At 61.8% G+C, this 22,405-nt stretch carries 20 protein-coding genes; 15 read left to right on the top strand and 5 right to left on the bottom strand.

What is annotated here, in order from left to right; all coding sequences use genetic code 11:
- Positions 1-69 precede the first annotated feature (69 nt).
- The gene (gene pta, locus ATH90_RS04040) at positions 70-2,169 is read left to right on the top strand and encodes a phosphate acetyltransferase (protein WP_098465757.1); all 2,100 of its coding nucleotides are present in this window, start codon (positions 70-72) and stop codon (positions 2,167-2,169) included.
- A complete protein-coding gene (locus ATH90_RS04035; RefSeq protein ID WP_034102051.1) occupies positions 2,170-3,069 on the top strand; it encodes an acyltransferase in 900 nt (299 codons plus the stop codon).
- A gap of 176 nt (positions 3,070-3,245) precedes the next feature.
- Here the strand turns inward: ATH90_RS04035 and cysN are convergent, their stop codons facing one another.
- The 3 genes from cysN to ATH90_RS04015 all read right to left on the bottom strand — a co-directional run bounded on the left by cysN (position 3,246) and on the right by ATH90_RS04015 (position 7,086).
- On the bottom strand, positions 3,246-5,144 hold the full coding sequence (cysN, locus tag ATH90_RS04030) for a sulfate adenylyltransferase subunit CysN (RefSeq protein ID WP_069021576.1): 1,899 nt from the start codon (positions 5,142-5,144) through the stop codon (positions 3,246-3,248).
- 9 nt (positions 5,145-5,153) lie between these two features.
- A complete protein-coding gene (cysD, locus tag ATH90_RS04025; protein ID WP_005784641.1) occupies positions 5,154-6,071 on the bottom strand; it encodes a sulfate adenylyltransferase subunit CysD in 918 nt (305 codons plus the stop codon).
- Positions 6,072-6,327: 256 nt separating this feature from the next.
- On the bottom strand, positions 6,328-7,086 hold the full coding sequence (locus tag ATH90_RS04015) for a Nif3-like dinuclear metal center hexameric protein (protein ID WP_034102044.1): 759 nt from the start codon (positions 7,084-7,086) through the stop codon (positions 6,328-6,330).
- Between the two features lie 102 nt (positions 7,087-7,188).
- Here ATH90_RS04015 and algW point away from each other — a divergent pair, with 102 nt between their 5' ends.
- Both algW and ATH90_RS04005 read left to right on the top strand, forming a co-directional pair.
- Complete coding sequence (gene algW / locus ATH90_RS04010; protein WP_034102043.1) at positions 7,189-8,343, top strand: Do family serine endopeptidase AlgW; 1,155 nt, start codon at positions 7,189-7,191, stop codon at positions 8,341-8,343.
- A gap of 111 nt (positions 8,344-8,454) precedes the next feature.
- The gene (locus ATH90_RS04005; RefSeq protein WP_098465755.1) at positions 8,455-10,551 is read left to right on the top strand and encodes a TonB-dependent siderophore receptor; all 2,097 of its coding nucleotides are present in this window, start codon (positions 8,455-8,457) and stop codon (positions 10,549-10,551) included.
- Between the two features lie 63 nt (positions 10,552-10,614).
- Here ATH90_RS04005 and hemH read toward each other — a convergent pair whose 3' ends face one another.
- Together hemH and ATH90_RS03995 are read right to left on the bottom strand one after the other, a co-directional pair.
- Entirely contained in the window at positions 10,615-11,640 is a 1,026-nt protein-coding gene (gene hemH / locus ATH90_RS04000; protein WP_069021581.1) for a ferrochelatase, read from the bottom strand.
- 14 nt (positions 11,641-11,654) lie between these two features.
- A complete protein-coding gene (locus ATH90_RS03995) occupies positions 11,655-12,554 on the bottom strand; it encodes a TIGR01777 family oxidoreductase (RefSeq protein ID WP_098465754.1) in 900 nt (299 codons plus the stop codon).
- Between the two features lie 210 nt (positions 12,555-12,764).
- On the opposite strand from ATH90_RS03995, the gene ATH90_RS03990 reads away from it, so the two are divergent.
- The 11 genes from ATH90_RS03990 (at position 12,765) to ATH90_RS03940 (ending at position 22,387) form a co-directional block, all read left to right on the top strand.
- Complete coding sequence (locus tag ATH90_RS03990; RefSeq protein ID WP_069021585.1) at positions 12,765-13,751, top strand: NAD(P)/FAD-dependent oxidoreductase; 987 nt, start codon at positions 12,765-12,767, stop codon at positions 13,749-13,751.
- Entirely contained in the window at positions 13,748-13,963 is a 216-nt protein-coding gene (locus ATH90_RS03985; RefSeq protein ID WP_034102037.1) for a TIGR02450 family Trp-rich protein, read from the top strand. The genes ATH90_RS03990 and ATH90_RS03985 overlap by 4 nt, the downstream gene beginning before the upstream one ends.
- Positions 13,964-14,074: 111 nt before the next feature.
- Positions 14,075-15,034, top strand: a complete 960-nt coding sequence (locus ATH90_RS03980) for a YbgA family protein (protein WP_034102036.1) — start codon at positions 14,075-14,077, stop codon at positions 15,032-15,034.
- A gap of 3 nt (positions 15,035-15,037) precedes the next feature.
- A complete protein-coding gene (locus ATH90_RS03975; RefSeq protein WP_034102035.1) occupies positions 15,038-15,967 on the top strand; it encodes a MerR family transcriptional regulator in 930 nt (309 codons plus the stop codon).
- Positions 15,968-17,413 (top strand): deoxyribodipyrimidine photo-lyase, encoded by a 1,446-nt coding sequence (gene phrB, locus ATH90_RS03970; protein WP_098465753.1) that lies wholly within the window; start codon positions 15,968-15,970, stop codon positions 17,411-17,413.
- Positions 17,406-17,828 carry a nuclear transport factor 2 family protein gene (locus ATH90_RS03965; RefSeq protein ID WP_034102032.1) on the top strand — a complete coding sequence of 141 codons (423 nt, stop codon included), beginning with the start codon at positions 17,406-17,408 and terminating at the stop codon, positions 17,826-17,828. The genes phrB and ATH90_RS03965 overlap by 8 nt, the downstream gene beginning before the upstream one ends.
- Positions 17,825-18,607, top strand: a complete 783-nt coding sequence (locus ATH90_RS03960) for an SDR family NAD(P)-dependent oxidoreductase (protein WP_098465752.1) — start codon at positions 17,825-17,827, stop codon at positions 18,605-18,607. Before ATH90_RS03965 ends, ATH90_RS03960 begins: the two co-directional genes overlap by 4 nt.
- Entirely contained in the window at positions 18,604-19,851 is a 1,248-nt protein-coding gene (locus ATH90_RS03955) for an NAD(P)/FAD-dependent oxidoreductase (RefSeq protein ID WP_098465751.1), read from the top strand. The genes ATH90_RS03960 and ATH90_RS03955 overlap by 4 nt, the downstream gene beginning before the upstream one ends.
- On the top strand, positions 19,848-20,657 hold the full coding sequence (locus ATH90_RS03950) for a DUF1365 domain-containing protein (RefSeq protein WP_098465750.1): 810 nt from the start codon (positions 19,848-19,850) through the stop codon (positions 20,655-20,657). The genes ATH90_RS03955 and ATH90_RS03950 overlap by 4 nt, the downstream gene beginning before the upstream one ends.
- A complete protein-coding gene (locus ATH90_RS03945; RefSeq protein WP_034102024.1) occupies positions 20,644-21,915 on the top strand; it encodes an SAM-dependent methyltransferase in 1,272 nt (423 codons plus the stop codon). The genes ATH90_RS03950 and ATH90_RS03945 overlap by 14 nt, the downstream gene beginning before the upstream one ends.
- The gene (locus ATH90_RS03940) at positions 21,908-22,387 is read left to right on the top strand and encodes a DUF2878 domain-containing protein (RefSeq protein ID WP_034102022.1); all 480 of its coding nucleotides are present in this window, start codon (positions 21,908-21,910) and stop codon (positions 22,385-22,387) included. Before ATH90_RS03945 ends, ATH90_RS03940 begins: the two co-directional genes overlap by 8 nt.
- Positions 22,388-22,405: the final 18 nt, after the last annotated feature.

Here is a 22,405-nt window from a genome sequence, read left to right as displayed (position 1 = left end):
GGCGCCTGATTCGCGGTAGACGCTCAGCCATAGAGCGCCACCCAAGCCATGCACCTCCAGAGAATTCGCATGCAAACTTTTTTTATCGCGCCCACCGATTTTGGTGTGGGTCTGACCTCCATCAGCCTTGGGCTGGTGCGTACCCTTGAGCGGGCCGGGCTGAAAGTCGGCTTTTTCAAACCGATTGCCCAGCCGCACCCAGGCGACACCGGACCCGAGCGTTCCACCGAGCTGGTGGCGCGCACCCACGGCCTGAAGCCGCCACAGCCGTTGGGCCTGGCCCACGTCGAGCGCATGCTCGGCGACGGCCAGCTCGATGAGCTGCTGGAAGAAATCATCACCCTGTATCAGCAGGCCGCCGTGGGCAAGGATGTGCTGATTGTCGAAGGCATGGTGCCGACCCGCAGCGCCAGCTATGCGGCGCGGGTCAACCTGCACCTGGCCAAGAGCCTGGATGCGGAAGTGATCCTGGTGTCCGCCCCGGAAAACGAAGTGCTCACCGAACTCTCGGGCCGCGTGGAATTACAGGCGCAACTGTTTGGCGGCCCAAAAGACCCCAAGGTACTCGGCGTGATCCTTAACAAGGTGCGCACCGACGAAAGCATGGAAGCCTTCGCGGCACGCCTCAAAGAACATTCGCCGCTGTTGCGCAGTGGCGATTTCCGTTTGCTCGGCTGCATCCCCTACCAGCCGGAACTCAATGCGCCGCGCACCCGCGACGTCGCCGACCTGATGGGCGCGCAGATCCTCAACGCCGGTGACTACGAAACACGGCGCATGACCAAGATCATCATCTGCGCCCGCACCATGCGCAACACCGTGGAGCTGCTCAAGCCCGGCGTGCTGGTGGTGACGCCCGGCGACCGCGACGACATCATTCTTGCGGTCAGCCTGGCGTCGATCAACGGCGTCCCCCTGGCCGGCCTGTTGCTGACCAGTGACACCCTGCCCGACCCACGCATCATGGATTTGTGCCGCGGTGCGTTCCAGGCCGGGCTACCGGTGCTGTCGGTGAGCACCGGCTCCTACGACACCGCCAACCAGCTCAATAGCCTCAATAAAGAAATCCCCATTGATGACCGCGAACGTGCAGAGATCATTACCGACTTCGTCGCCAGTCACCTCGATGCGCGCTGGCTGCACCAACGCTGTGGCACGCCACGGGAAATGCGCCTGTCACCCGCGGTGTTCCGCTATCAACTGATCCAGCGCGCCCAGGCGGCCAACAAGCGCATCGTGCTGCCCGAAGGCAGCGAGCCATTGACCGTGCAAGCCGCCGCCATCTGCCAAGCACGGGGGATTGCCCGTTGCGTGCTGCTGGCCAAGCCGGCGGACGTGGAAGCGGTCGCGCGTGCCCAGGGCATCGAACTGCCCGAAGGCCTGGAGATTCTCGACCCCGACCTGATTCGCCAACGCTATGTCGAACCGATGGTCGCGCTGCGCAAGAGCAAGAGCCTCAACGCGCCAATGGCCGAGCAACAACTGGAAGACACCGTGGTGATCGCCACCATGATGCTTGCGCTGGATGAAGTGGACGGCCTGGTTTCCGGCGTCATTCACTCCACCGCCAATACCATCCGCCCTGCCCTGCAGCTGATCAAGACCGCGCCGGGCTGCACCCTGGTGTCGTCGGTGTTCTTCATGCTGTTCCCCGAGCAGGTGCTGGTGTACGGCGACTGCGTGATGAACCCGCACCCGAGCGCCGCCGAGCTGGCGGAAATTGCCCTGCAGAGCGCCGACTCGGCGGCCGCGTTCGGCATCACCCCGCGCGTGGCGATGATCAGCTATTCCAGCGGCGAATCGGCCAGCGGTGAGGAAGTGGAAAAAGTCCGCGAAGCCACCCTGCTCGCCCACGAACAGCAAAGCTCGCTGCTGATCGACGGGCCGCTGCAATACGACGCCGCAGCCAACGAAAACGTGGCCCGGCAGTTGGCGCCCAACAGCCAGGTCGCTGGCAAGGCCACGGTGTTTGTGTTCCCCGACCTCAATACCGGCAACACTACGCACAAGGCTGTGCAGCGCAGCGCCGATTGCGTCAGCCTGGGGCCGATGCTCCAGGGCCTGCGCAAACCGGTCAACGACCTGCCGCGCGGCGCCCAGGTGGATGACATCGTGTACACCATCGCGCTCACTGCGATCCAAGCCGCCAACCGACCCATGGATATCTAAATGCTGGATTTTCTACCTGCCGCCCTACGCGGTGTGATCGCTTCACTGCTGTTGGCGCTGAACACGATCCTGCTGTGCTCGTTCCTGTTTATCGTGGCGTTGTTCAAGGCGCTGCCGTTTGCCAAGCGTTTCAGCGAATGGCTGATGAACCACACCCACGAAGCCTGGGTAACCAACAACAAGGGCTGGATGAACCTGGTACGCCGCACCCGCTGGCACCTGACCGGGCTCGAAGGGTTGGACTATCAGCACTCGTACCTGGTGACCAGCAACCACCAGAGCTGGGTCGACATCATGGTGTTGCAATACGTGCTGAACCGGCGGATTCGCCCACTGAAGTTCTTCCTCAAGCAAGAGTTGATCTGGGTGCCCGTGATTGGCCTGGCGTGGTGGGCGCTGGGCTTCCCGTTCATGAAGCGCTACACCAAGGCCTACCTTGAAAAACACCCGGAGAAGAAAGGCAAAGACCTGGAAACCACCCGCAAGACATGTGCAAAGTTTCGCGACAACCCGGTGGGCATTTTCAACTTTGCCGAGGGCACACGGTTCACACCGGGCAAGCACGCCCAGCAGAACTCGCCGTTTCGCTACCTGCTCAAGCCCAAGGCCGGCGGTATCGCGTTTGTGCTGGATGCCATGGGTGAGCAATTGAAGTCGCTGGTAAACGTGACCATCCACTACCCTGGCGGGCGCCCCGGGTATTGGGACTTGCTGTGCGGGAAGGTGAAGGACGTGGTGGTGCACTTTGAAGAGGTGCAGATCCCGGCCGAGTTCATTGGCAAGAATTATGAGCAGGATGGGGCGTATCGGTTGGCGTTTCAGGGCTGGATCAACCAGCTGTGGGAAGACAAGGATGCGCTGCTGGACAAACTGCACACAGACTTCCCGGATAATAAGTGATCAACATGTGGGAGCGGGCTTGCTCGCGAATACGGTGGGTCAGCCACACATGTATTGACCGACACTCCGCTTTCGCGAGCAGGCCCGCTCCCACAGTTGACCGAGTTGTTTTCAAGACGCCATGAAAAAGCCCGCCACCGAGTCATCGGTGGCGGGCTTTTTTGTGGCCGCGAGGGTTAGATCGCGCCGCGCTGACGCAACAGTTCCAGCACTTGCTTGACGCTCTCTTCCACCGACAGGGCCTGGGTGTCGATCACCAGATCGGCATTCAATGGCACGTCGTAGGGGAAGGACTCGCCAGGGATGTTATCCCCACCAGCGGCGTACAAGCCTTGCGGATCACGCTCGGCGCACACCAACGGCGACGCTTGCACGTAGACGGTCAGCAGACGGTCGCCGCCGATCAGCGCCTTGGCCTGCTCACGGCCTTCGGCATCCGGTGCCACAAACGCGGCCAGGGTCAGCAGGCCGGCTTCGTTGAACTGGCGCGCCACGTGAGCGGCACGGCGCCAGTTCTCGGTACGACCGGCGCGGTCCTGCGGCAAGCCCTTGTTCAGGTCGTGACGCAGGTTCTGGCCATCGAGTACAAACACCGCACGGCCCATGTCGAACAGCTTGCGCTCGACCGCGTAGGCCAAGGTGCTCTTGCCAGCGCCGGACAGGCCGCTGAACAACACGGTGGCCGGTTGCTGGCCGAAGCGCAGGGCGCGCTCTTCGGTGGCGACATGAGCGAGGCTGCCGTGCTGCGCAGCACCACCATGGCTGACCGGCGGCGCGATGATCATGCCCGCAGCCACCGTGCCGTTGGTCAAACGGTCGATGACGATAAACGCGCCCGTGGTGCGGTTGCTGTCATAGCCGTCCAGGGCGATGGCAGCATCGAGGCTGACCTTGACGCGGCCGATCTCGTTCAACTGCAGCGAACTCGCCGGGCCTTCGGCGAGGGTGTTCACATCCACGCGATGCACGATGCTGGTGATGGAACCCGGCACGTAGCTGGTGGCGCGCTTGATGTCGTATTTCTTGCCCGGCAGCATCGGCTCTTCGGCCATCCACACCAGCATGGCGTCGAAGGCGTCAGTCACTTGCGGCACGTTGTCGGCATGTACCAGCAAGTCGCCACGGGAGATGTCGATCTCGTCTTCCATGGTCAGGGTCACGGCCTGGCCTGGGCCTGCGTGCTCCAGCTCACCTTCAAAGGTGACGATGGATTTGACGCGGCTGCTCTTGCCCGACGGCAGCACCACGACCTCGTCGCCCTTGTGCACGATGCCGCTGGCCAGGGTGCCGGCAAAACCACGGAAGTTCAGGTTCGGACGGTTGACGTACTGCACCGGGAAACGCAGGTCGGTGTAGTTGCGGTCGTTGGCGATCTCGACGGTCTCGAGAATCTCCATCAGCGATTGCCCGGTGTACCAAGGCGAACGCTCGCTCTTGTTCACCACGTTGTCACCCTTGAGCGCCGACATCGGCACGAAGGCCAGTGTGCTCGGCTTGAAGGCGATACCGTCGGCGAACTTCAGGTAATCGGCCTTGATCTGCTCGAATACGCTTTGGTCGAAGCCGTTGATGTCCATCTTGTTGACGGCCACCACGATGTGCTTGATGCCCAGCAACGAGGCGATGAAGCTGTGGCGACGGGTCTGGGTCTGCACGCCGTAGCGGGCGTCGATCAGGATGATCGCCAGGTCACAGGTGGAAGCACCGGTGGCCATGTTGCGGGTGTACTGCTCATGGCCAGGGGTGTCGGCGATGATGAATTTGCGCTTGGCGGTAGAGAAGTAGCGGTAGGCAACATCGATGGTGATGCCCTGCTCACGCTCGGCCTGCAGGCCGTCGACCAGCAACGCCAGGTCGATGTCGTCACCGGTGGTGCCGGACTTCTTCGAATCGCGGGTGATGGCTTCCAGGTGATCTTCGTAGATCATCTTGGAGTCGTGCAGCAGGCGCCCGATCAGGGTGCTCTTGCCGTCGTCGACGTTGCCACAGGTCAGGAAGCGCAACATTTCCTTGCGCTCGTGCTGGCCCAGGTAGGCGAGGATGTCCTCGCTGATCAAATCAGATTGATGCGACATGACAACCCCTTAGAAATAGCCTTGACGTTTTTTATCTTCCATCGAGCCTGCACCATCGTGGTCGATGACACGGCCCTGGCGCTCGGAAGTTCGCGTCAGGAGCATTTCCTGAATGATGTCCGTCAGCGTCTCGGCTTCGGACTCCACCGCGCCCGTCAACGGGTAGCAGCCAAGGGTACGGAAACGTACTTTCTTTTTGACGATTCGGGCTTTGTCTTCGTCGGAGAGGTGCTCGAGGATGCGGTCGTCGTCGATCATGATCAACGTGCCGTTCTTCTCGATCACTTCGCGTTCGGCGGCGAAGTACAGCGGCACGATCGGGATGCCTTCCAGGTAGATGTACTGCCAGATGTCCAGCTCGGTCCAGTTGGACAGCGGGAACACACGGATGGACTCGCCCTTGTTGACGTTGCCGTTGTAGACGTTCCACAGCTCGGGGCGCTGGTTCTTCGGGTCCCAGCGGTGCTTGCTGTCGCGGAACGAGTACACGCGCTCTTTGGCGCGGGATTTCTCTTCATCGCGACGGGCACCGCCGAAGGCTGCATCGAAACCATGCTTGTCCAGCGCCTGCTTGAGGCCCTCGGTCTTCATGATGTCGGTGTGCTTGGCGCTGCCGTGGGTGAACGGGTTGATGCCCTGCGCCACGCCGTCCGGGTTGACGTGGGTGATCAGGTCCAGACCCAGTTCCTCGACCATCTTGTCGCGGAACTTGTACATCTCCTGGAATTTCCATCGGGTGTCGACGTGCATCACCGGGAACGGCAGCTTGCCCGGGAAAAAGGCCTTGCGTGCCAGGTGCAGCATCACGGCGGAGTCTTTACCGATCGAGTAGAGCATCACCGGGTTGTCGAACTCGGCGGCGACCTCGCGGATGATGTGGATGCTTTCCGCCTCCAGCTGTTTCAGATGCGTCAGTTTGTCGACCATGGTTACTCACGGAAAAACGATCTTATGGACGGCCAGCGGGCCGTGTTCGAGCGGGGCATGCTAGCACAGCACCTGCTTCTATTCAGGACGCGGGCTAGATCGAAACGGTATATGAATATGCCCCGAGGTTTGGGGGTGAAACGCGTTCATGAGTGGGAGCTGGCTTGCCTGCGGTGCAGACAACTCGGTACGTCAGCCACACCGAGTTGGAGCCGTCGCAGGCAAGCCAGCGCCCACATTGGTTCAGCTGTCTGGCTTAGATCGGGTTGGGGCAATCGATAAACAGATGCTCCAGGGCGAAGCGCCGTGCCAGGTACTCCCCCAACGCCTGTACGCCGTAACGCTCGGTGGCATGGTGGCCGGCCGCGATGAAGCTGACGTCGTTTTCACGGGCGCTGTGAAAGGTCTGCTCGGAGGCCTCACCGCTCAGGTACAGGTCGACGCCCGCGGCAATCGCCTGGTCGATATAGCCTTGGCCACCGCCTGTGCACCAGCCGACGCGGCGGATCATCTCGCTGCCTTCGATCAGCAGGGGTTCGCGGCCCATGACTTCCTGCACTCGGCGCGCAAAATCACGGGGCGAGAGGGGCTCGGCGAGGGAGCCGACCAGGCCGACGATTTTCGGGTTGCTCGGGTCCAGCGGGCCTTCGACGGTGATGTCCAGTTGACGGGCCAACTGCACGTTGTTGCCGACGTCGGGGTGCAGGTCCAGGGGCAGGTGGTAGGCCAGCAGACTGATGTCGTGCTTGAGCAACGTTTTCAGGCGGCGCTGCTTCATGCCGGTGACGCAGGGGTTTTCGCCCTTCCAGAAATAGCCATGGTGCACCAGGATCAGGTCGGCCTGGGCCTCGACGGCTGCATCGAGCAGGGCTTGGCTTGCGGTCACGCCGCTGACGATACGCATCACCTGGGGGCGCCCCTCGACCTGCAGGCCATTGGGGCAATAGTCGGCAATTTTTGCGCTGCCGAGGTAGCGGTCCGCTTCCTCGACGAGGGTGGTAAGGGGGACTGCCATAAAAGACTCCTAAATATCCCGTTCGAAGGCGCTCGCAGCCTCGTATAATGCGCGACATTATGGGCGCTCTCCCGCCCCCTGCAACCTGTCAGGACTTACTTGATGCTCAAGGCGCTGCGTTTTTTTGGATGGCCATTGTTGGCTGGCGTGCTGATCGCGATGTTGATTATTCAGCGTTTCCCCGAGCTGGTGGGGCTTCCCAGCCTTGATGTCAACCTGCAGCAGGCACCGCAGAGCAACGCGGTGGTGCAAGGCCCGGTGACCTATGCCGACGCGGTCACCATTGCCGCCCCGGCGGTCGTCAACCTGTATACCACCAAGGTCATCAACAAACCGGCCCATCCGCTGTTTGAGGACCCACAGTTTCGCCGCTACTTCGGTGACAACGGCCCCAAGCAGCGCCGCATGGAGTCCAGCCTCGGATCCGGGGTGATCATGAGCCCAGAAGGCTACATCCTCACCAACAACCACGTGACCACCGGTGCCGACCAGATCGTGGTGGCCCTGCGTGACGGCCGCGAAACCCTGGCTCGCGTGGTGGGTAGCGACCCGGAGACCGACCTCGCGGTCCTTAAGATCGACCTCAAGAGCCTGCCTTCGATCACCCTCGGCCGCTCCGACGGTTTGCGCGTGGGCGACGTGGCATTGGCCATCGGCAACCCGTTCGGCGTAGGGCAGACCGTGACCATGGGCATCATCAGCGCCACCGGGCGTAACCAGTTGGGCCTCAACAGCTACGAGGATTTCATCCAGACCGATGCGGCGATCAACCCGGGCAACTCCGGCGGTGCGCTGGTGGATGCCAATGGCAACCTGACCGGTATCAACACGGCGATTTTCTCCAAGTCCGGCGGCTCCCAGGGTATTGGTTTTGCCATCCCGGTGAAGCTGGCGATGGAAGTGATGAAGTCGATCATCGAGCACGGCCAGGTGATTCGCGGCTGGCTGGGGATCGAAGTGCAACCGTTGACCAAGGAGCTGGCCGAGTCCTTTGGCTTGACCGGTCGGCCTGGCATCGTGGTCGCCGGGATCTTCCGCGACGGCCCGGCACAGAAAGCCGGCCTGCAACTGGGGGATGTGATCCTCAGCATCAACGGCGAACCGGCCGGAGATGGCCGCAAGTCGATGAACCAGGTGGCGCGGATCAAACCGACCGACAAGGTCGCGATCCAGGTCATGCGCAACGGTAAAGAGATCAAGCTGCTGGCGGAAATCGGACTACGCCCTCCGCCTGCGCCGGTCAAGGAAGAGGAATAAGCGCTTGATCGAGGTGCCCGTACGCGGGCACCTGTAACCCAATATTTCAAAGCAATCCATTCTCATTAGTCATGTTATATTGTTTCAATATCGATATTGGAACGCTCTATCATGCCGTCTCGAAGAACCGCCCCCTTGGCTGGCCTGGCCTTGGGCTTGCTGCTTGATCCCGCCTTCGCCGAAGAAAACACCCTGGAGCTCGACACCATCAGCGTCACCACCGACGCCTATGAGTCCGCCACCAGCCCGGTCATGGGCTACCGCGCCACGCGTTCCGCCAGTGCGACCAAAACCGACACCGCCCTGCGCGATATCCCACAGTCCATCAGCGTGATTCCCGCTACGGTGCTCAAGGACCTGGGCAGCACCAACGTGGAACGCGCCCTCGAGTTTGCTGGCGGTGTGTCCAGGCAGAACAATTTTGGTGGCCTCACCCTCTACGAATACAGCGTGCGCGGCTTCACCACGTCGGAGCTCTATCAGGATGGCTTCAGCGCCAACCGTGGTTACCCGAGCACACCGGACACGGCGAACATCGAACGCATCGAAGTGCTCAAGGGCCCCGCCGCCAGCCTGTACGGCCGTGGCGATCCCGGCGGCACGGTGAATATCGTCACCAAGAAGCCCCAGCCAGAAGCCTTTGCCACCCTGCAAACCAGCGCGGGCCGCTGGGATCGCTACCGCACTGCCCTTGACCTCAACACCCCGCTGGACAGTGATGGCAACGTGCTGTCGCGGGTCAACCTGGCGGTGGAAGACAACCACAGCTTCCGCGATCACGTGCAGAGCAAGCGAGTATTAGTCGCGCCCTCGTTCAGCTGGCAACTGGACCCGGACACCACCCTGTTGGTGGAAAGCGAATTTGTGCGCCACAGCTCCACCTTCGACCGCGGCATCGTCGACGCCAGCGGCGTATCACGCTCCACCTTCCTCGGGGAACCCAACGACGGTGATATCGACAACCATAACAACCGTATCCAGGCCACCCTTGAGCATCACCTCAACGATGCCTGGAAACTGCGCCTGGCCAGCCACTACAAGCAAGGCAGCCTGTGGGGCGACGCCTCGGAAAACCGTGCACTGAATGCCAACGGCCACACCCTCAACCGCCGCTATCGTGAACGTTCCACAGGTTGGCACGACAGCATCACCCAGCTGGAGCTCCGGGGGCTGCTCGACAGTGGCCGCTGGCAGCATGAACTGCTGGTGGGCACCGAGTACGAGGACTACCGCAAGAAGGAACGCGTGACCGCTGTCGCTGGCAGCCCCTATGCCATCGACATCTACAACCCGGTCTACGGCCAGCCAAAGCCCAACGGCGAACGCTCCGGCACCGACGTCTTCGAACAGACCAAAAGCCATGCGCTGAACCTGCAGGACCAGATCATCTTCACCGACCGCCTGCGCGGTATGGTCGGTGCGCGCTTCGAGCATTTCGAGCAGAGCACCGATGACTTCACACGCAACCACGCCAAGAGCCGGCAAACCCACGACGCCTTTACCCAGCGTGCCGGCCTGCTCTATCAGCTCACGCCGCAAGTCGGGGTGTTCGCCAACGCCTCTACTTCGTTCAAGCCCAACAGTGGCCTGGATGCCGACGGCAAATCCTTCAAGCCCGAAGACGGTGTGGGCTATGAAGTGGGGATCAAGAGCGAGCTGTTTGACGACCGCCTCAGCGCCACCCTCGCCGCGTTCCATATCGAAAAGGAAAACGTGCTTGCGCTGGACCCGGCCACCAATACCAACCGCGCCATGGGCAAGGCACGTAGCCAGGGCCTGGACCTGCAAGTGAGCGGGCAAGTCAGCGATGCCGTGAGGGTGATTGGCGCGTTTGCCTACATCGACGCCGAAGTGACCAAGGGCGATAAAACCATTCCCACCGGCAGCCGGATTCTCGGCGTCGCCAAGCGCAGCGGCAGTCTGTTGGGGGTGTATGAATTCCAGGACGGCGCGTTACGCGGCTCGGACCTGGGTGCAGCGTTCACCTATGTCGGTGATCGCTCCGGTGAAGCCGGCACGGGTTTCGAGTTGCCGGCATACCACACGGTCGATCTGCTGGCCCATTACAAGGCCACGGAGAACGTCACCGTGGGGCTGAACCTCAACAACCTGTTTGATGAGCGGTACTACGAGCGCTCCTACAGCAACTATTGGATCACCCCCGGTGAGCCGCGCAACCTTACGGTCAGCCTGACCCTCAACCTGTAACGCGGTAAAAACGGTGGGAGCAGGCTTGCCTGCTCCCACCGTTCGATCTTCACTCGGGTCCAATTACAGCGCCATTGGCGCTCTTTCACATAAGGTATTAAGCGCCTTCGCCCATTGCGGGTCATCATTCAGGCACGGCACCAGCACCAACTCCTCGCCGCCCGCCTCGCGGAACTGCTCCAGGCCGCGATCGCCAATTTCTTCCAACGTCTCGATGCAATCGGCGACAAACGCCGGGCACATCACGAGCAGCTTCTTCACGCCTTGCTGGGCCAACGCCTCCAGGCGCGCCTCGGTGTAGGGTTCGATCCACTTCGCGCGGCCCAGACGCGACTGGAAGGCCACCGACCACTTGCCCTCCGGCAAGCCCATGCGCGCGGCGAAGTCACGGGCGACACTGAAGCATTGCGCGCGATAGCAGGTCTTGAGCACCTCGGCGGACGCGTTCTTGCAACAGTCGGCATCCTTGAAGCAATGCTGGCCGGTGGGATCGAGCTTGGTCAGGTGGCGCTCAGGCAAACCGTGGAAGCTCAGCAGCAAGTGGTCGTAATCCTGCTCCACGTAAGGCCGCGCGCTTGCTACCAGAGCATCGAGGTATTCTGGCTGGTCGTAGAACGGTTGCAGGATGGAGAACTGCACATCGAGCTTTTTGTCGCGCACCACACGCTTTGCCTCCTCAATCACCGTGGTCACGGTGCTGTCGGCGAACTGCGGGTACAGCGGCGCCAAGGTGACTTTACGGATGCCCTGGGCGGCAAGGCGGGTCAGCACCGTTTCAATGGACGGCTCACCGTAGCGCATCGCCAACTCCACCGGGCCTTGAGTCCACTGCGCGGTCATCTGCTGTTGCAGGCGGCGACTGAGCACCACCAGCGGCGAACCCTCGTCCCACCAGATGGAGGCGTAGGCATGGGCCGACTGCTCGGGACGCTTGATCAGGATCAGCGACACCAGCAAGCGTCGCACCGGCCACGGCAGGTCGATCACATAGGGGTCCATCAGGAACTGATTGAGGTAGCTGCGCACATCGGCCACCGAAGTGGACGCCGGTGAGCCCAGGTTGACCAGTAACAACGCGTGATCCGTCATGCAACATCCTATCTCTAGAGGCGGCTGGACAAGTCGTCCAGGGCCGCACGCAACTCAGTGAACTGGAAAGTGAAACCAGCGGCCAGCAACCGTTCGGGCACCGCCTTCTGCCCACCCAGCAGCAGGCCGGACAACTCGCCCAGGCCGACCTTCAACGCAAAGGCCGGCATCGGCATGAACGCCGGGCGGTGCAGCACCTGGCCCAGGGTTTTCGCAAACTCGCGATTGCGTACCGGGTGTGGCGCACACGCATTATAAGGACCGCTGGCGTCAGGCTTGTGCAGAAGAAAATCAATCAGGGCGATTTGATCCTTGATATGCACCCACGGCATCCACTGCCGACCATTGCCGATCGGCCCGCCCAGCGCCAGCTTGAACGGCAGCAGCAGGCGCGACAAAAAGCCGCCCTGCGCCGCCAGCACCAGCCCGGTACGCACCAGCACCACGCGAATGCCCAGGGCTTCGGCGCGCTGGGCGGTTTCTTCCCAGGCGATGCACAGCTGGCTGGGGAAATCGTCTTGCACCGGGCCGCTGGCTTCGGTCAACTCACGCTCGCCACCGTCGCCGTACCACCCGACCGCCGAACCTGAAATGAGCACCGCTGGTTTTTGCGCAAGGGTTTCAAGCCATGCCAGCAGGGTTTCGGTCAGGCTGATGCGGCTGCTCCACAACAATGCCTTGCGCTTGTGGGTCCACGGACGGTCGGCAATCGGCGCGCCGGCGAGGTTAATGACCGCGTCGACGGGGCCGATAACCTCTTGCAGGCTGGCAACACCTGCCACCTGCTCGCCGCATCGCCGGGCAACCTGGTCTGGATGTCGACTCCACACCGTCAGGCGATGGCCCTGGGCGAGCCAGTGCTGGCAGAGTTGACGGCCGATCAGGCCAGTACCGCCGGTCAGCAAAATGTGCATGGGATCTTCCTCATGTAACGTTCGCCGCCCATCACTGGTCTATTTTATAAGCAGGGATCAATTTGAACGGGCGTGACGTTGGATTAAGCCTCTGCTCTAACCATAGGTCACGCCGTAAGAACAGGTCAGCCAAAACTTATACCAAAAAACAATATTGTACAGCTATTGGTGTCGGCGTAGTCTGTACCCAACGGTAAAACGAGGCCTCCCATGACTGTTCCCATCGCGATCATCGGCACCGGCATCGCCGGTCTCTCCGCCGCCCGAGCGTTACGAGACGCGGGGCACGTCGTGCAACTCTTCGATAAAAGCCGCGGCAGTGGTGGCCGCATGTCCAGCAAGCGCAGCGATGCCGGCTCCCTGGACATGGGCGCACAATACTTCACCGCCCGCGACCGGCGCTTCGTCAACGAAGTGCAGCGCTGGCAAACCAATGGCTGGGCCGAGCAGTGGAAGCCCCAGCTCTACAACTTCAAGTCCGGCCAGCTCACGCAGTCTCCCGATGAACAGATCCGCTGGGTGGGCACGCCGCGCATGAGCGCAATCACCCGCGCCCTGCTCGATGACCTGCCGGTGGAATTCGGTTGCCGCATCACCGAAGTGTTCCAGGGCAAGCAACACTGGAACCTGTTGGATGCCGACGGCGAAAACCACGGCCCTTTCAGCCATGTGATCATCGCCACCCCGGCGCCCCAGGCCACTGCGCTACTGGCTGCAGCGCCCAAGCTGGCGAGTGCCGCCGCCGGGGTAAAAATGGACCCGACCTGGGCGATCGCCCTGGCCTTTGACAAACCCCTGGATACGCCCATGGAAGGCTGCTTTGTACAAGACAGCCCTCTCGACTGGCTGGCACGCAACCGCAGCAAACCGGGGCGCGACACCACCCTCGACACCTGGGTGCTGCATGCCACGAGCGCTTGGAGCAAGGCGCACCTGGACCTGCCCAAGGAGGCGGTGATCGAGCACCTGCACGGCGCATTCGCCGAACTGCTGCACAGCGCTATGCCCGCCCCATCGTTCAGCCTTGCACATCGCTGGCTGTATGCGCGACCGTCCAGCAGCCACGAATTCGGCGTGCTGGCCGACGCCGACCTGGGCCTGTACGTGTGTGGTGACTGGTGCCTGTCGGGCCGCGTGGAAGGTGCTTGGCTCAGCGGCCAGGAAGCCGCACGACGCTTGATGGAACACCTGCAATGAACCGTATCAACCCCGCCAAATTGCTGCTGTCAAAGTGGACAGCAGCACACCCCCGCAACAAGGAAAAGCACTTCCTGGTCACCGAGCTGTTTGTTGACGATGAAGGCACCGTGCTGGAAATCGAACTGCAAGCCGTGATGACCCGCCGCAGCGAACGCCTGCCGTGGCAAACCCTGCAAAATATCGACGCCTGGAAAATCGGCTGGAAATAACCCGCTCGCAAAACTTGTACAAATAATTTGACTTGTACAGCATCGAACCTATGATGAGGTTAAGTTGTACAAGATTAGAGCCTTGTACAGGAATCTTGCGAGGGTTCGTGTATGTCCAGCACCACCAAACCGAAGATCGCCATCAGCGCCTGCCTGCTGGGCGAGAATGTGCGCTTCAACGGCGGCCATAAACAATCCCTGCTGTGCAGCCAGACCCTTGCCGATTATTTCGACTTTGTGCCGCTGTGTCCCGAAGTTGCTATCGGCCTGGGCATCCCCCGCGAGCCGATTCGCCTCGTGGGTGACCCTGCCCACCCGCAAGCCGTCGGTACCGTGCACCGCGAATTGAACGTCACCCAGCCATTGGACGACTACGGCCAGCAGATGGCGGCGGAACACACCGACCTGTGCGGCTACATCTTCATGCAGAAGTCACCGTCCTGTGGCCTGGAGCGGGTCAAGGTGTACCGCGAAAACGGCACCCCGGTGGACGGTGGCGGACGCGGCATTTATGCCAAGGCATTTTGTGCACGCCACCCCAACTTGCCGGTGGAAGAAGACGGCAGGCTGAACGACCCTGTGCTGCGTGAAAACTTCCTGACCCGCGTCTTCGTGTATGCCAGCTGGCAGCAACTGTTGGCTGACGGCCTGACCCGTCACCGCCTGCTGGCCTTTCATTCGCGCTACAAATACTTGTTGATGGCTCACAGCCCTGCGCACTACAAAAGTCTCGGCCACCTGCTTGGCAGCATGACCAAGGGCGTCAACCTGGAAGAATTGGCCAGCGGCTATTTCAGCGAACTGATGACCGGGCTGACCAAGTGCGCCACCCGGGGCACCCACACCAATGTGCTGCAGCACATCAGCGGCTACCTCAAGCAGGCCATCAGCGCCGACGACAAGCAGGAAATGCAAACCGTCATCGGCCAGTACCGCCACGGCATCGTGCCGTTGGTGGTGCCGATGACCCTGCTCAAGCACCACTTTCGCCAACACCCGGACCGCTACATCGCGCAGCAGGCGTACCTGCAACCGCACCCGGAAAACCTCAGCCTGCGAAATGCGATCTAAACCATGACAGCTGTTTTGCTAGACGAACCCGGCGAAGACATCGGCCAAGCCCTCGAAGACGGCTGGTTGCCGATTCGCGAAGTGGCACGCCAGACCGGTGTCAACGCTGTGACCCTGCGCGCCTGGGAGCGGCGTTACGGCCTGATCGTGCCCCACCGCACGCCCAAGGGCCATCGGCTGTTCAGCGACGAGCACGTCCAACGTATCCACACCATCCTCACCTGGCTCAATCGTGGCGTACCGGTCAGCCAGGTCAAAGGCCTGATCGACTCCGCCCAGTCCGTTCCCGATGCCGTCGAAAATGAATGGCACATCCTGCGCCAGAACCTGGTGCAGGCCATCAGCGAATTGAACGAGCGCCGGGTCGACGATGCCTTCAACCAGGCCATGGCGCTGTACCCGCCGCGCACCCTGTGCGAGCAACTGCTGCTGCCACTGCTGCAGGAGCTGGAACAACGCTGGCAGGGCCAATTCGGCGCACAGATGGAGCGGGTGTTTTTCCTGTCCTGGCTGCGCAGCAAATTCGGTGCGCGCATCTACCACAACAACCGCCAGTTGCACGGCGCGCCGTTGTTGCTGGTGAATCAATCCGACCTGCCGCTGGAGCCGCACTTATGGCTCAGCGCCTGGCTGGCCAGCAGTGCCGACTGCCCGGTAGAAGTCTTCGACTGGCCACTGCCCGCTGGTGAACTGGCCCTTGCAGTGGAACACCTGCAACCGCGCGCCGTGCTGCTGTATTCGAGCAAGGCCCTGCACCTGTCGACCTTCGCCAAACTTCTGAGCGGCATCCATTGCCCAAAGTTGATCGTCGGACCAACGGTATGCATCCACCAGGCCGAGTTGGCCGTATTAACCCGTGAAATCCCTGAATTGTTCAGCGCTGAAGAGCCGTTGTCGGCCCAACAGCTACTGATCCAGCGTGGACTTGTTTAAATGCATCTGATCTGGCTGCGCACCGACCTGCGCCTACACGACAACACCGCCCTGGCCGCCGCGAGCCAGCGAGGCCCGATCGCGGCCGTGTACCTGATCACGCCCGAGCAGTGGCTGGCACACGACGACGCCCCGTGCAAAGTGGATTTCTGGCTGCGCAACTTGCACGTGCTGAGCACAACGCTGGGCGAGCTGAACATTCCCCTGCTGATCCGCACTGCCGCCACTTGGGACCAGGCGCCTGGCGTATTGAGCCAACTGTGCCGCGAGCTGTCGGTGGAGTCGGTGCACGTCAATGAGGAATACGGTCTTCACGAAAGCCGTCGCGATGCAGCCGTGTCCAAGGCATTGGAGGCGCAAGGCGTGAGCTTCCACAGCTACCTGGATCAGCTGTTCTTCCAGCCCGGCAGCGTACTGACCAAGACCGGCACTTATTTCCAGGTGTTCAGCCAGTTTCGCAAGGTCTGCTACACCCGGTTGCACAGCGCCCTGCCACGCCTGGTCGCCACGCCCAAGGCTCAGGCCGCGCTCGCGCTGAAAAGTGACGCCATCCCCACCACCGTCGACGGCTTCGAACCACCCACCGACGCCCTGCGAGCCCTGTGGCCGGCAGGTGAGGAGGAAGCCCGCCGCCGCCTGGATGCCTTTGCCGACCAGCAAATCAGCTATTACAAGGACGAGCGCGACTTCCCCGCCAAGCCGGGCACCAGCCAACTCTCCGCCTACCTCGCGGCGGGTGTGATTTCGCCGCGCCAATGCCTGCATGCCGCACTGCAAACCAACGGCGGCGAGTTTGAGAGTGGCGACATGGGCGCCATCACCTGGATCAACGAATTGCTGTGGCGCGAGTTCTACAAGCACATTCTGGTGGGCTACCCACGGGTCTCCCGGCATCGCGCGTTCCGTCCAGAGACTGAAGCAGTCGCCTGGCGCAACGCGCCCAAGGACCTCGCGGCCTGGCAGGAAGCGCGTACCGGCCTGCCGATTATCGACGCCGCCATGCGTCAACTGCTGGAAACCGGCTGGATGCATAACCGCCTGCGCATGGTCGTGGCGATGTTCCTGACCAAAAACCTGCTGATCGACTGGCGCGAAGGCGAGCGCTTCTTCATGCGCCACCTGATCGACGGCGACCTGGCGGCCAACAACGGCGGCTGGCAGTGGAGTTCGTCCACCGGCACCGACTCGGCGCCGTACTTCCGGATATTCAGCCCGTTGAGCCAGTCGGAGAAGTTCGACAGCGATGGCATCTTTATCAAGCAATGGCTGCCGGAACTGGCTGCGTTGAACAAGAAGGAAGTGCACAACCCCGAAGCCGCCGGGGGCCTGTTCGGCGTGGCCGACTACCCGCGCTCGATTGTCGACCTGAAGAAATCCCGCGAACGGGCCTTGGCCGCTTTCCGCAGCCTGCCCTCGCGCCAGGCTGCCGGGGGTGAATATGAGTGACTTCCTGCGTCGCTTCGCCCAGGCCTTTGCCACGCTGGACAAGCACAACCTGCACCTGCTCGACAGCCTGTACAGCAAGGACATCGCCTTCGCCGACCCGCTGCACGAAGTCCATGGCTTGCCCGCCATGCACCGCTACTTCGCCGAGTTGTACAGCAACGTCAGCCAGCTGCGCTTTGACTTCCATGGGTTCGATCAGGTGGCCGAAGGCGAAGGTTACCTGCGCTGGAAAATGAGTTTCTGCCACCCGCGCCTGGCCAACGGCAAGGTGATCCGGGTGGAAGGCTGTTCGCACTTGATGTGGCGCGACAAGGTGTACCGCCACCGCGACTATTTCGATGCCGGCGCCCTGCTGTACGAACACTTGCCTGTGCTGGGCAGGGTCATTAGCTGGCTGAAAAGGAGAATGGGATGAGCCTGACACCGCCCCGCCGTTATTGGTTGACTGGCGCCAGCAGTGGTATCGGCGCCGCACTGGCCCTGGAGCTGCTCAACAGTGGCGCACAGGTGGCCCTGAGTTCGCGCACCCAAGGGCCTTTGGAAGCACTCGCCCAACGTTTTCCCGGCCAGGTGTTAGTGGTGGCGGGCGACCTGACCAACAGCCAGACCGTGCGTGAGATCGGCGAGCATATCGCCACGGTCTGGGGTTCGCTGGACACGGTGATCCTGAATGCCGGCACCTGTGAATATGTGGACGCCCGGCAGTTCGATTCCTCGATCATCGAGCACGTGGTACGCACCAACCTGCTCGCCAGCAGTTACTGCATCGAAGCCGCGCTGCCGCTGTTGCGCGCCGGGGTGAGGCCGCACCTGGTGGGCGTCGCCAGTGCCGTGACCTACCTGCCCATGCCGCGCGCCGAAGCCTATGGCGCCTCCAAGGCAGGCTTGCGTTACCTGTTCGAATCCCTGCGCATCGGCTTGTCACCGGAAAATATCGACGTGACGGTGATCAGCCCGGGCTTCGTCGACACACCGCTGACCGAACGCAATGACTTCCCCATGCCGCTCAGCTGGCCCGCCGACAAAGCCGCGCGCCATATCTTCGCCAAGCTGGAAAAGCGCCCGCTGGAAATTGCCTTTCCCGCGCTGTTTATCGCCACCCTCTGGCCGCTGTCGAAACTGCCTAACCGCGCACAACTGATCATCGGCAAGCGCATGCTGCGCAGCCCACCGCCGAAGAAGGACGAACTGTGAAGATCGCCATCATCGGTAGCGGCATCGCGGGCCTGACCAGTGCTTACCTGCTCAGTCGCCGCCATGACATCACGCTGTTCGAAGCGGGCGACCGCATCGGCGGGCATACCCACACGGTCAACGTGACGGTCGAGGGTAAAAGCTACGCGGTAGACACCGGGTTTATCGTGTTCAACGACTGGACCTACCCGCATTTCATCCGCCTGCTGGGGCAGATAGGGGTGAAGTTCAAACCCACTGAAATGAGCTTTTCGGTGTGCGACGAGAACACCCGGTTCGAGTACAACGGCAACAACCTCAACAGCCTGTTCGCCCAGCGGCGCAACATCCTCTCGCCCGGGTTCTGGGGCATGCTGCGCGACATCCTGCGCTTCAATCGCCAGGCACCGCTGGACCTGCAAGAGCAACGCATCAGCGCCGAGATGACCCTGGGTGACTACCTTGAGGCCGGTGGTTATGGCCCGCGGTTTATCCTGCACTACATCGTGCCGATGGGGGCCGCGATCTGGTCGATGTCGTTGGTGGACATGCTGAAGTTTCCGCTGCAATTCTTTGTGCGTTTTTTCAAGAACCACGGGTTGCTCTCGGTGAACAACCGGCCGCAATGGTGTGTGATCGAAGGCGGATCAAGCAGCTATATCGAACCCCTGACGCGCAGCTTTCGCGAACGCATCCGCCTCGATTGCCCTGTGCATCTGGTCGAGCGCGACGCAGAAGGCGTGGTTGTCCACAGTGCCGCCGGCACCGAAGCCTTCGACAAAGTGGTGTTTGCCTGCCACAGCGACCAGGCGTTGGCATTGCTCGGTGACCCCAGCCACGCCGAGCAGGAAATATTGGGTGCACTGCCCTACGCCGACAATGATGTGGTGCTGCACACCGACACTCGCCTGTTACCCGAGCGCAAACTGGCCTGGGCCAGCTGGAACTACCGGCTGACCGCCAACCGGCAGACGCAGGCGGCGGTGACCTATGACATGAACATCCTGCAAGGCATCGACAGCGCCACCACGTTCTGCGTCAGCCTCAACCAGACGCAGATGATCAACCCCCTGAAGATCCTTGCCCGCTACACCTATGCCCACCCGCAGTACAGCCTGGCTGCGGTAGCGGCGCAGGCCCGTCGCGACGAGATATCTGGCGTGCGCAATACTTATTATTGCGGCGCCTACTGGGCCAACGGCTTTCACGAAGACGGCGTGGTCAGTGCCCTGCACGTGGCCCAGGCATTTGGGGAAACCCTGTGAACAGCGCCCTGTACAGCGGCTGGATTGCGCATCGCCGGTTTGCGCCCAAGGCCCACGCCTTTCGCTACCGCATCGGCTTGCTGTACCTGGACCTGAGCGAAGAGCAGGAGGTGCTTGGGCTGTCCCCCCTGGCTGGACGCAGCCGCCTGGCCCCCTTCGGTTTTCGCCAGCAGGATTACCTGCGTCAATTGACGCGCACCGGCATGAGCTTGAGCGATGCCGTGCGCCAGGAAGTCGGCAAGGCGCTGGGGCGTACACCCCAGGGCGTTATCTGCCTACTGACCCAGGCCCGCAGTTGGGGCCTGGCTTTTAACCCCGTGAGTTTCTTCTACTGCTTCGAGTCTGACGGACGTCTGGCTGCGATCCTGTGTGAAGTGACCAACACCCCATGGCGCGAGCGCTATCACTATGTGCTGCCGGCTCAGGCCTTGGGCACGGACGAGCATCAGCACTTCGCCGTGGCCAAGGCCTTCCATGTGTCGCCGTTTCTACCCCGCGACCTGGAATACCGCATGAGCTTCAGCCCGCCCGCCGCCAGGCTCGGCGTGCACATGGCTGACTGGCAGGGCGCGCAAAAAGTCTTCGACGCGACCCTCAGCCTGCAAAAAGAAACGCTTAACCGCGCCAGCCTGCACCGTTACCTGTGGCGCTTTCCGTGGATGACCGCCAAGACCTGCCTCGCAATCTACTGGCAGGCCATGCGCCTCTTGCTTAAACGCACACCGATTTTCTCCCACCAGGCCGCCGAAGGCGCCTCTCGCACCGCAGTCGGGTATACCAAGGATCGCCGCCATGAAATCCCCTAGCTTATCGGTCAAGGGCAACCGCCTGAACGTCAACGGCATGACTGCCGCGCTGTTGCGCAAGGCCGTACTGCGTCAACTCAGTCAGCTGCGCCATGGCCAGTTGGTGGTGATGGAGGAGGGCGAGCGGCAAGTATTCGGCGCGCGGGAAGCGCACCTGCTCGGAGAGATCCAGATCCTCGACTCTGCCGTGTGGGGCCTGGTGGCGGCCAACGGCTCCATCGGCGCCGGCGAGGCATTTATCCACGGCTACTGGACCAGCCCGGACCTGACTGCCGTCGTGCGCGTGATGGTCAGCAACCTGGACGTGCTCGACGCGATGGAGGGTGGCCTGGCGCGCTTGGCGCGGCCATTCACCCAAGGCCTGCACTGGCTCAATCGCAACACGCGCAAGGGTTCGCAGAAGAACATCGCCGCTCACTACGACCTTGGCAATGACCTGTTCGAGGAATTCCTCGACCCGACCATGATGTATTCGGCGGCGCAATTCCTGTCCCCCGACGACACCCTGGAACAGGCACAGTTGAACAAGCTGGAGCGTATCTGCCAGAAACTTGCCCTCAAGCCCACCGACCACCTGCTGGAAATCGGCACCGGCTGGGGCAGCATGGCGCTGTATGCGGCGCAGCATTACGGTTGCAAGGTCACCACCACGACCTTGTCCAAGGAACAGTTCGCCTACACCGAGAAACGCATCGCGGCCCTCGGGCTGCAAGACCAGGTAACGCTGTTGCTTCAGGACTACCGCGACCTTACCGGCCAGTACGACAAGCTGGTGTCGATCGAGATGATCGAGGCAGTGGGCCATCGCTTCCTGCCCACCTACTTCAAGCAATGTGCGCACTTGCTCAAGAGCGACGGCCTGATGCTGCTGCAAGCCATCACCATTCGTGAGCAACGTTTTGAACAGGCAAAGCGCAGCGTGGATTTTATCCAGCGCTATATCTTCCCCGGCGGCGCCCTGCCCTGCGTGCAGAACATGCTGCACATCGTCAGCCGCGATACCGATATGAACCTGCTGCACATGGAGGATTTCGGTCTGCACTACGCGCGAACCCTGCGCCTGTGGCATGAGAATTTTCGCCGTGCCCACGGCCGCCTCGCAGAATTGGGCTACGACGAATATTTCCTGCGCCTGTGGGAGTTCTACCTGTGCTACTGCGAAGGCGGGTTTATGGAGCGCACGATCGGCACGGCGCAACTGCTGCTGGCCAAACCGTCGGCGATCAACCCGCCGCTGCTCGGGCGCTTCAGTGCTTAAGTCCCTGGCTAATGCCGCGCTCTTTCAGTGCGGCTGGTTTGCCTGCGTGCTTGGCGGTGACAGCCTATGGTTGCTGGTCGGGCTGGCGGTGCTTGCCATTCACCTGCTGTGGATAAGTTCGTGGGCCGAAGACGGGAAGCTCATCCTCAGCGTGACCGTCGTGGGCACGCTGTTGGATACCGTGTTGCGCGCACTGGGAGTATTCGAGTTCGCTGAACCAGGCCCGTTGATTCCTTTCTGGTTGATCCTGCTATGGGCATTGCTGGCGACCACATTGCGCCATTGCCTGGCCTGGAGCGCCCGCCCATGGTGGCGTGCAGCCGTGCTGGGCGCCCTGGGCGGCCCGCTTTCCTACTATGCCGGCAGCCAATTGGCGGGGGTGCAGTTTGGTTTCGGCTTCGCCCCCACAATGATCGCGTTGGCGCTGCTGTGGGCCGTGGTGTTCGTGGGATTGCACCGCCTTGCACGCTGACGTCTGTCAGTCGTTTTA

The organism is Pseudomonas lurida, assembly GCF_002563895.1.
Taxonomy (GTDB): Bacteria; Pseudomonadota; Gammaproteobacteria; order Pseudomonadales; family Pseudomonadaceae; genus Aquipseudomonas; species Aquipseudomonas lurida.
This window is presented reverse-complemented; position numbering and strand designations above follow the sequence as displayed.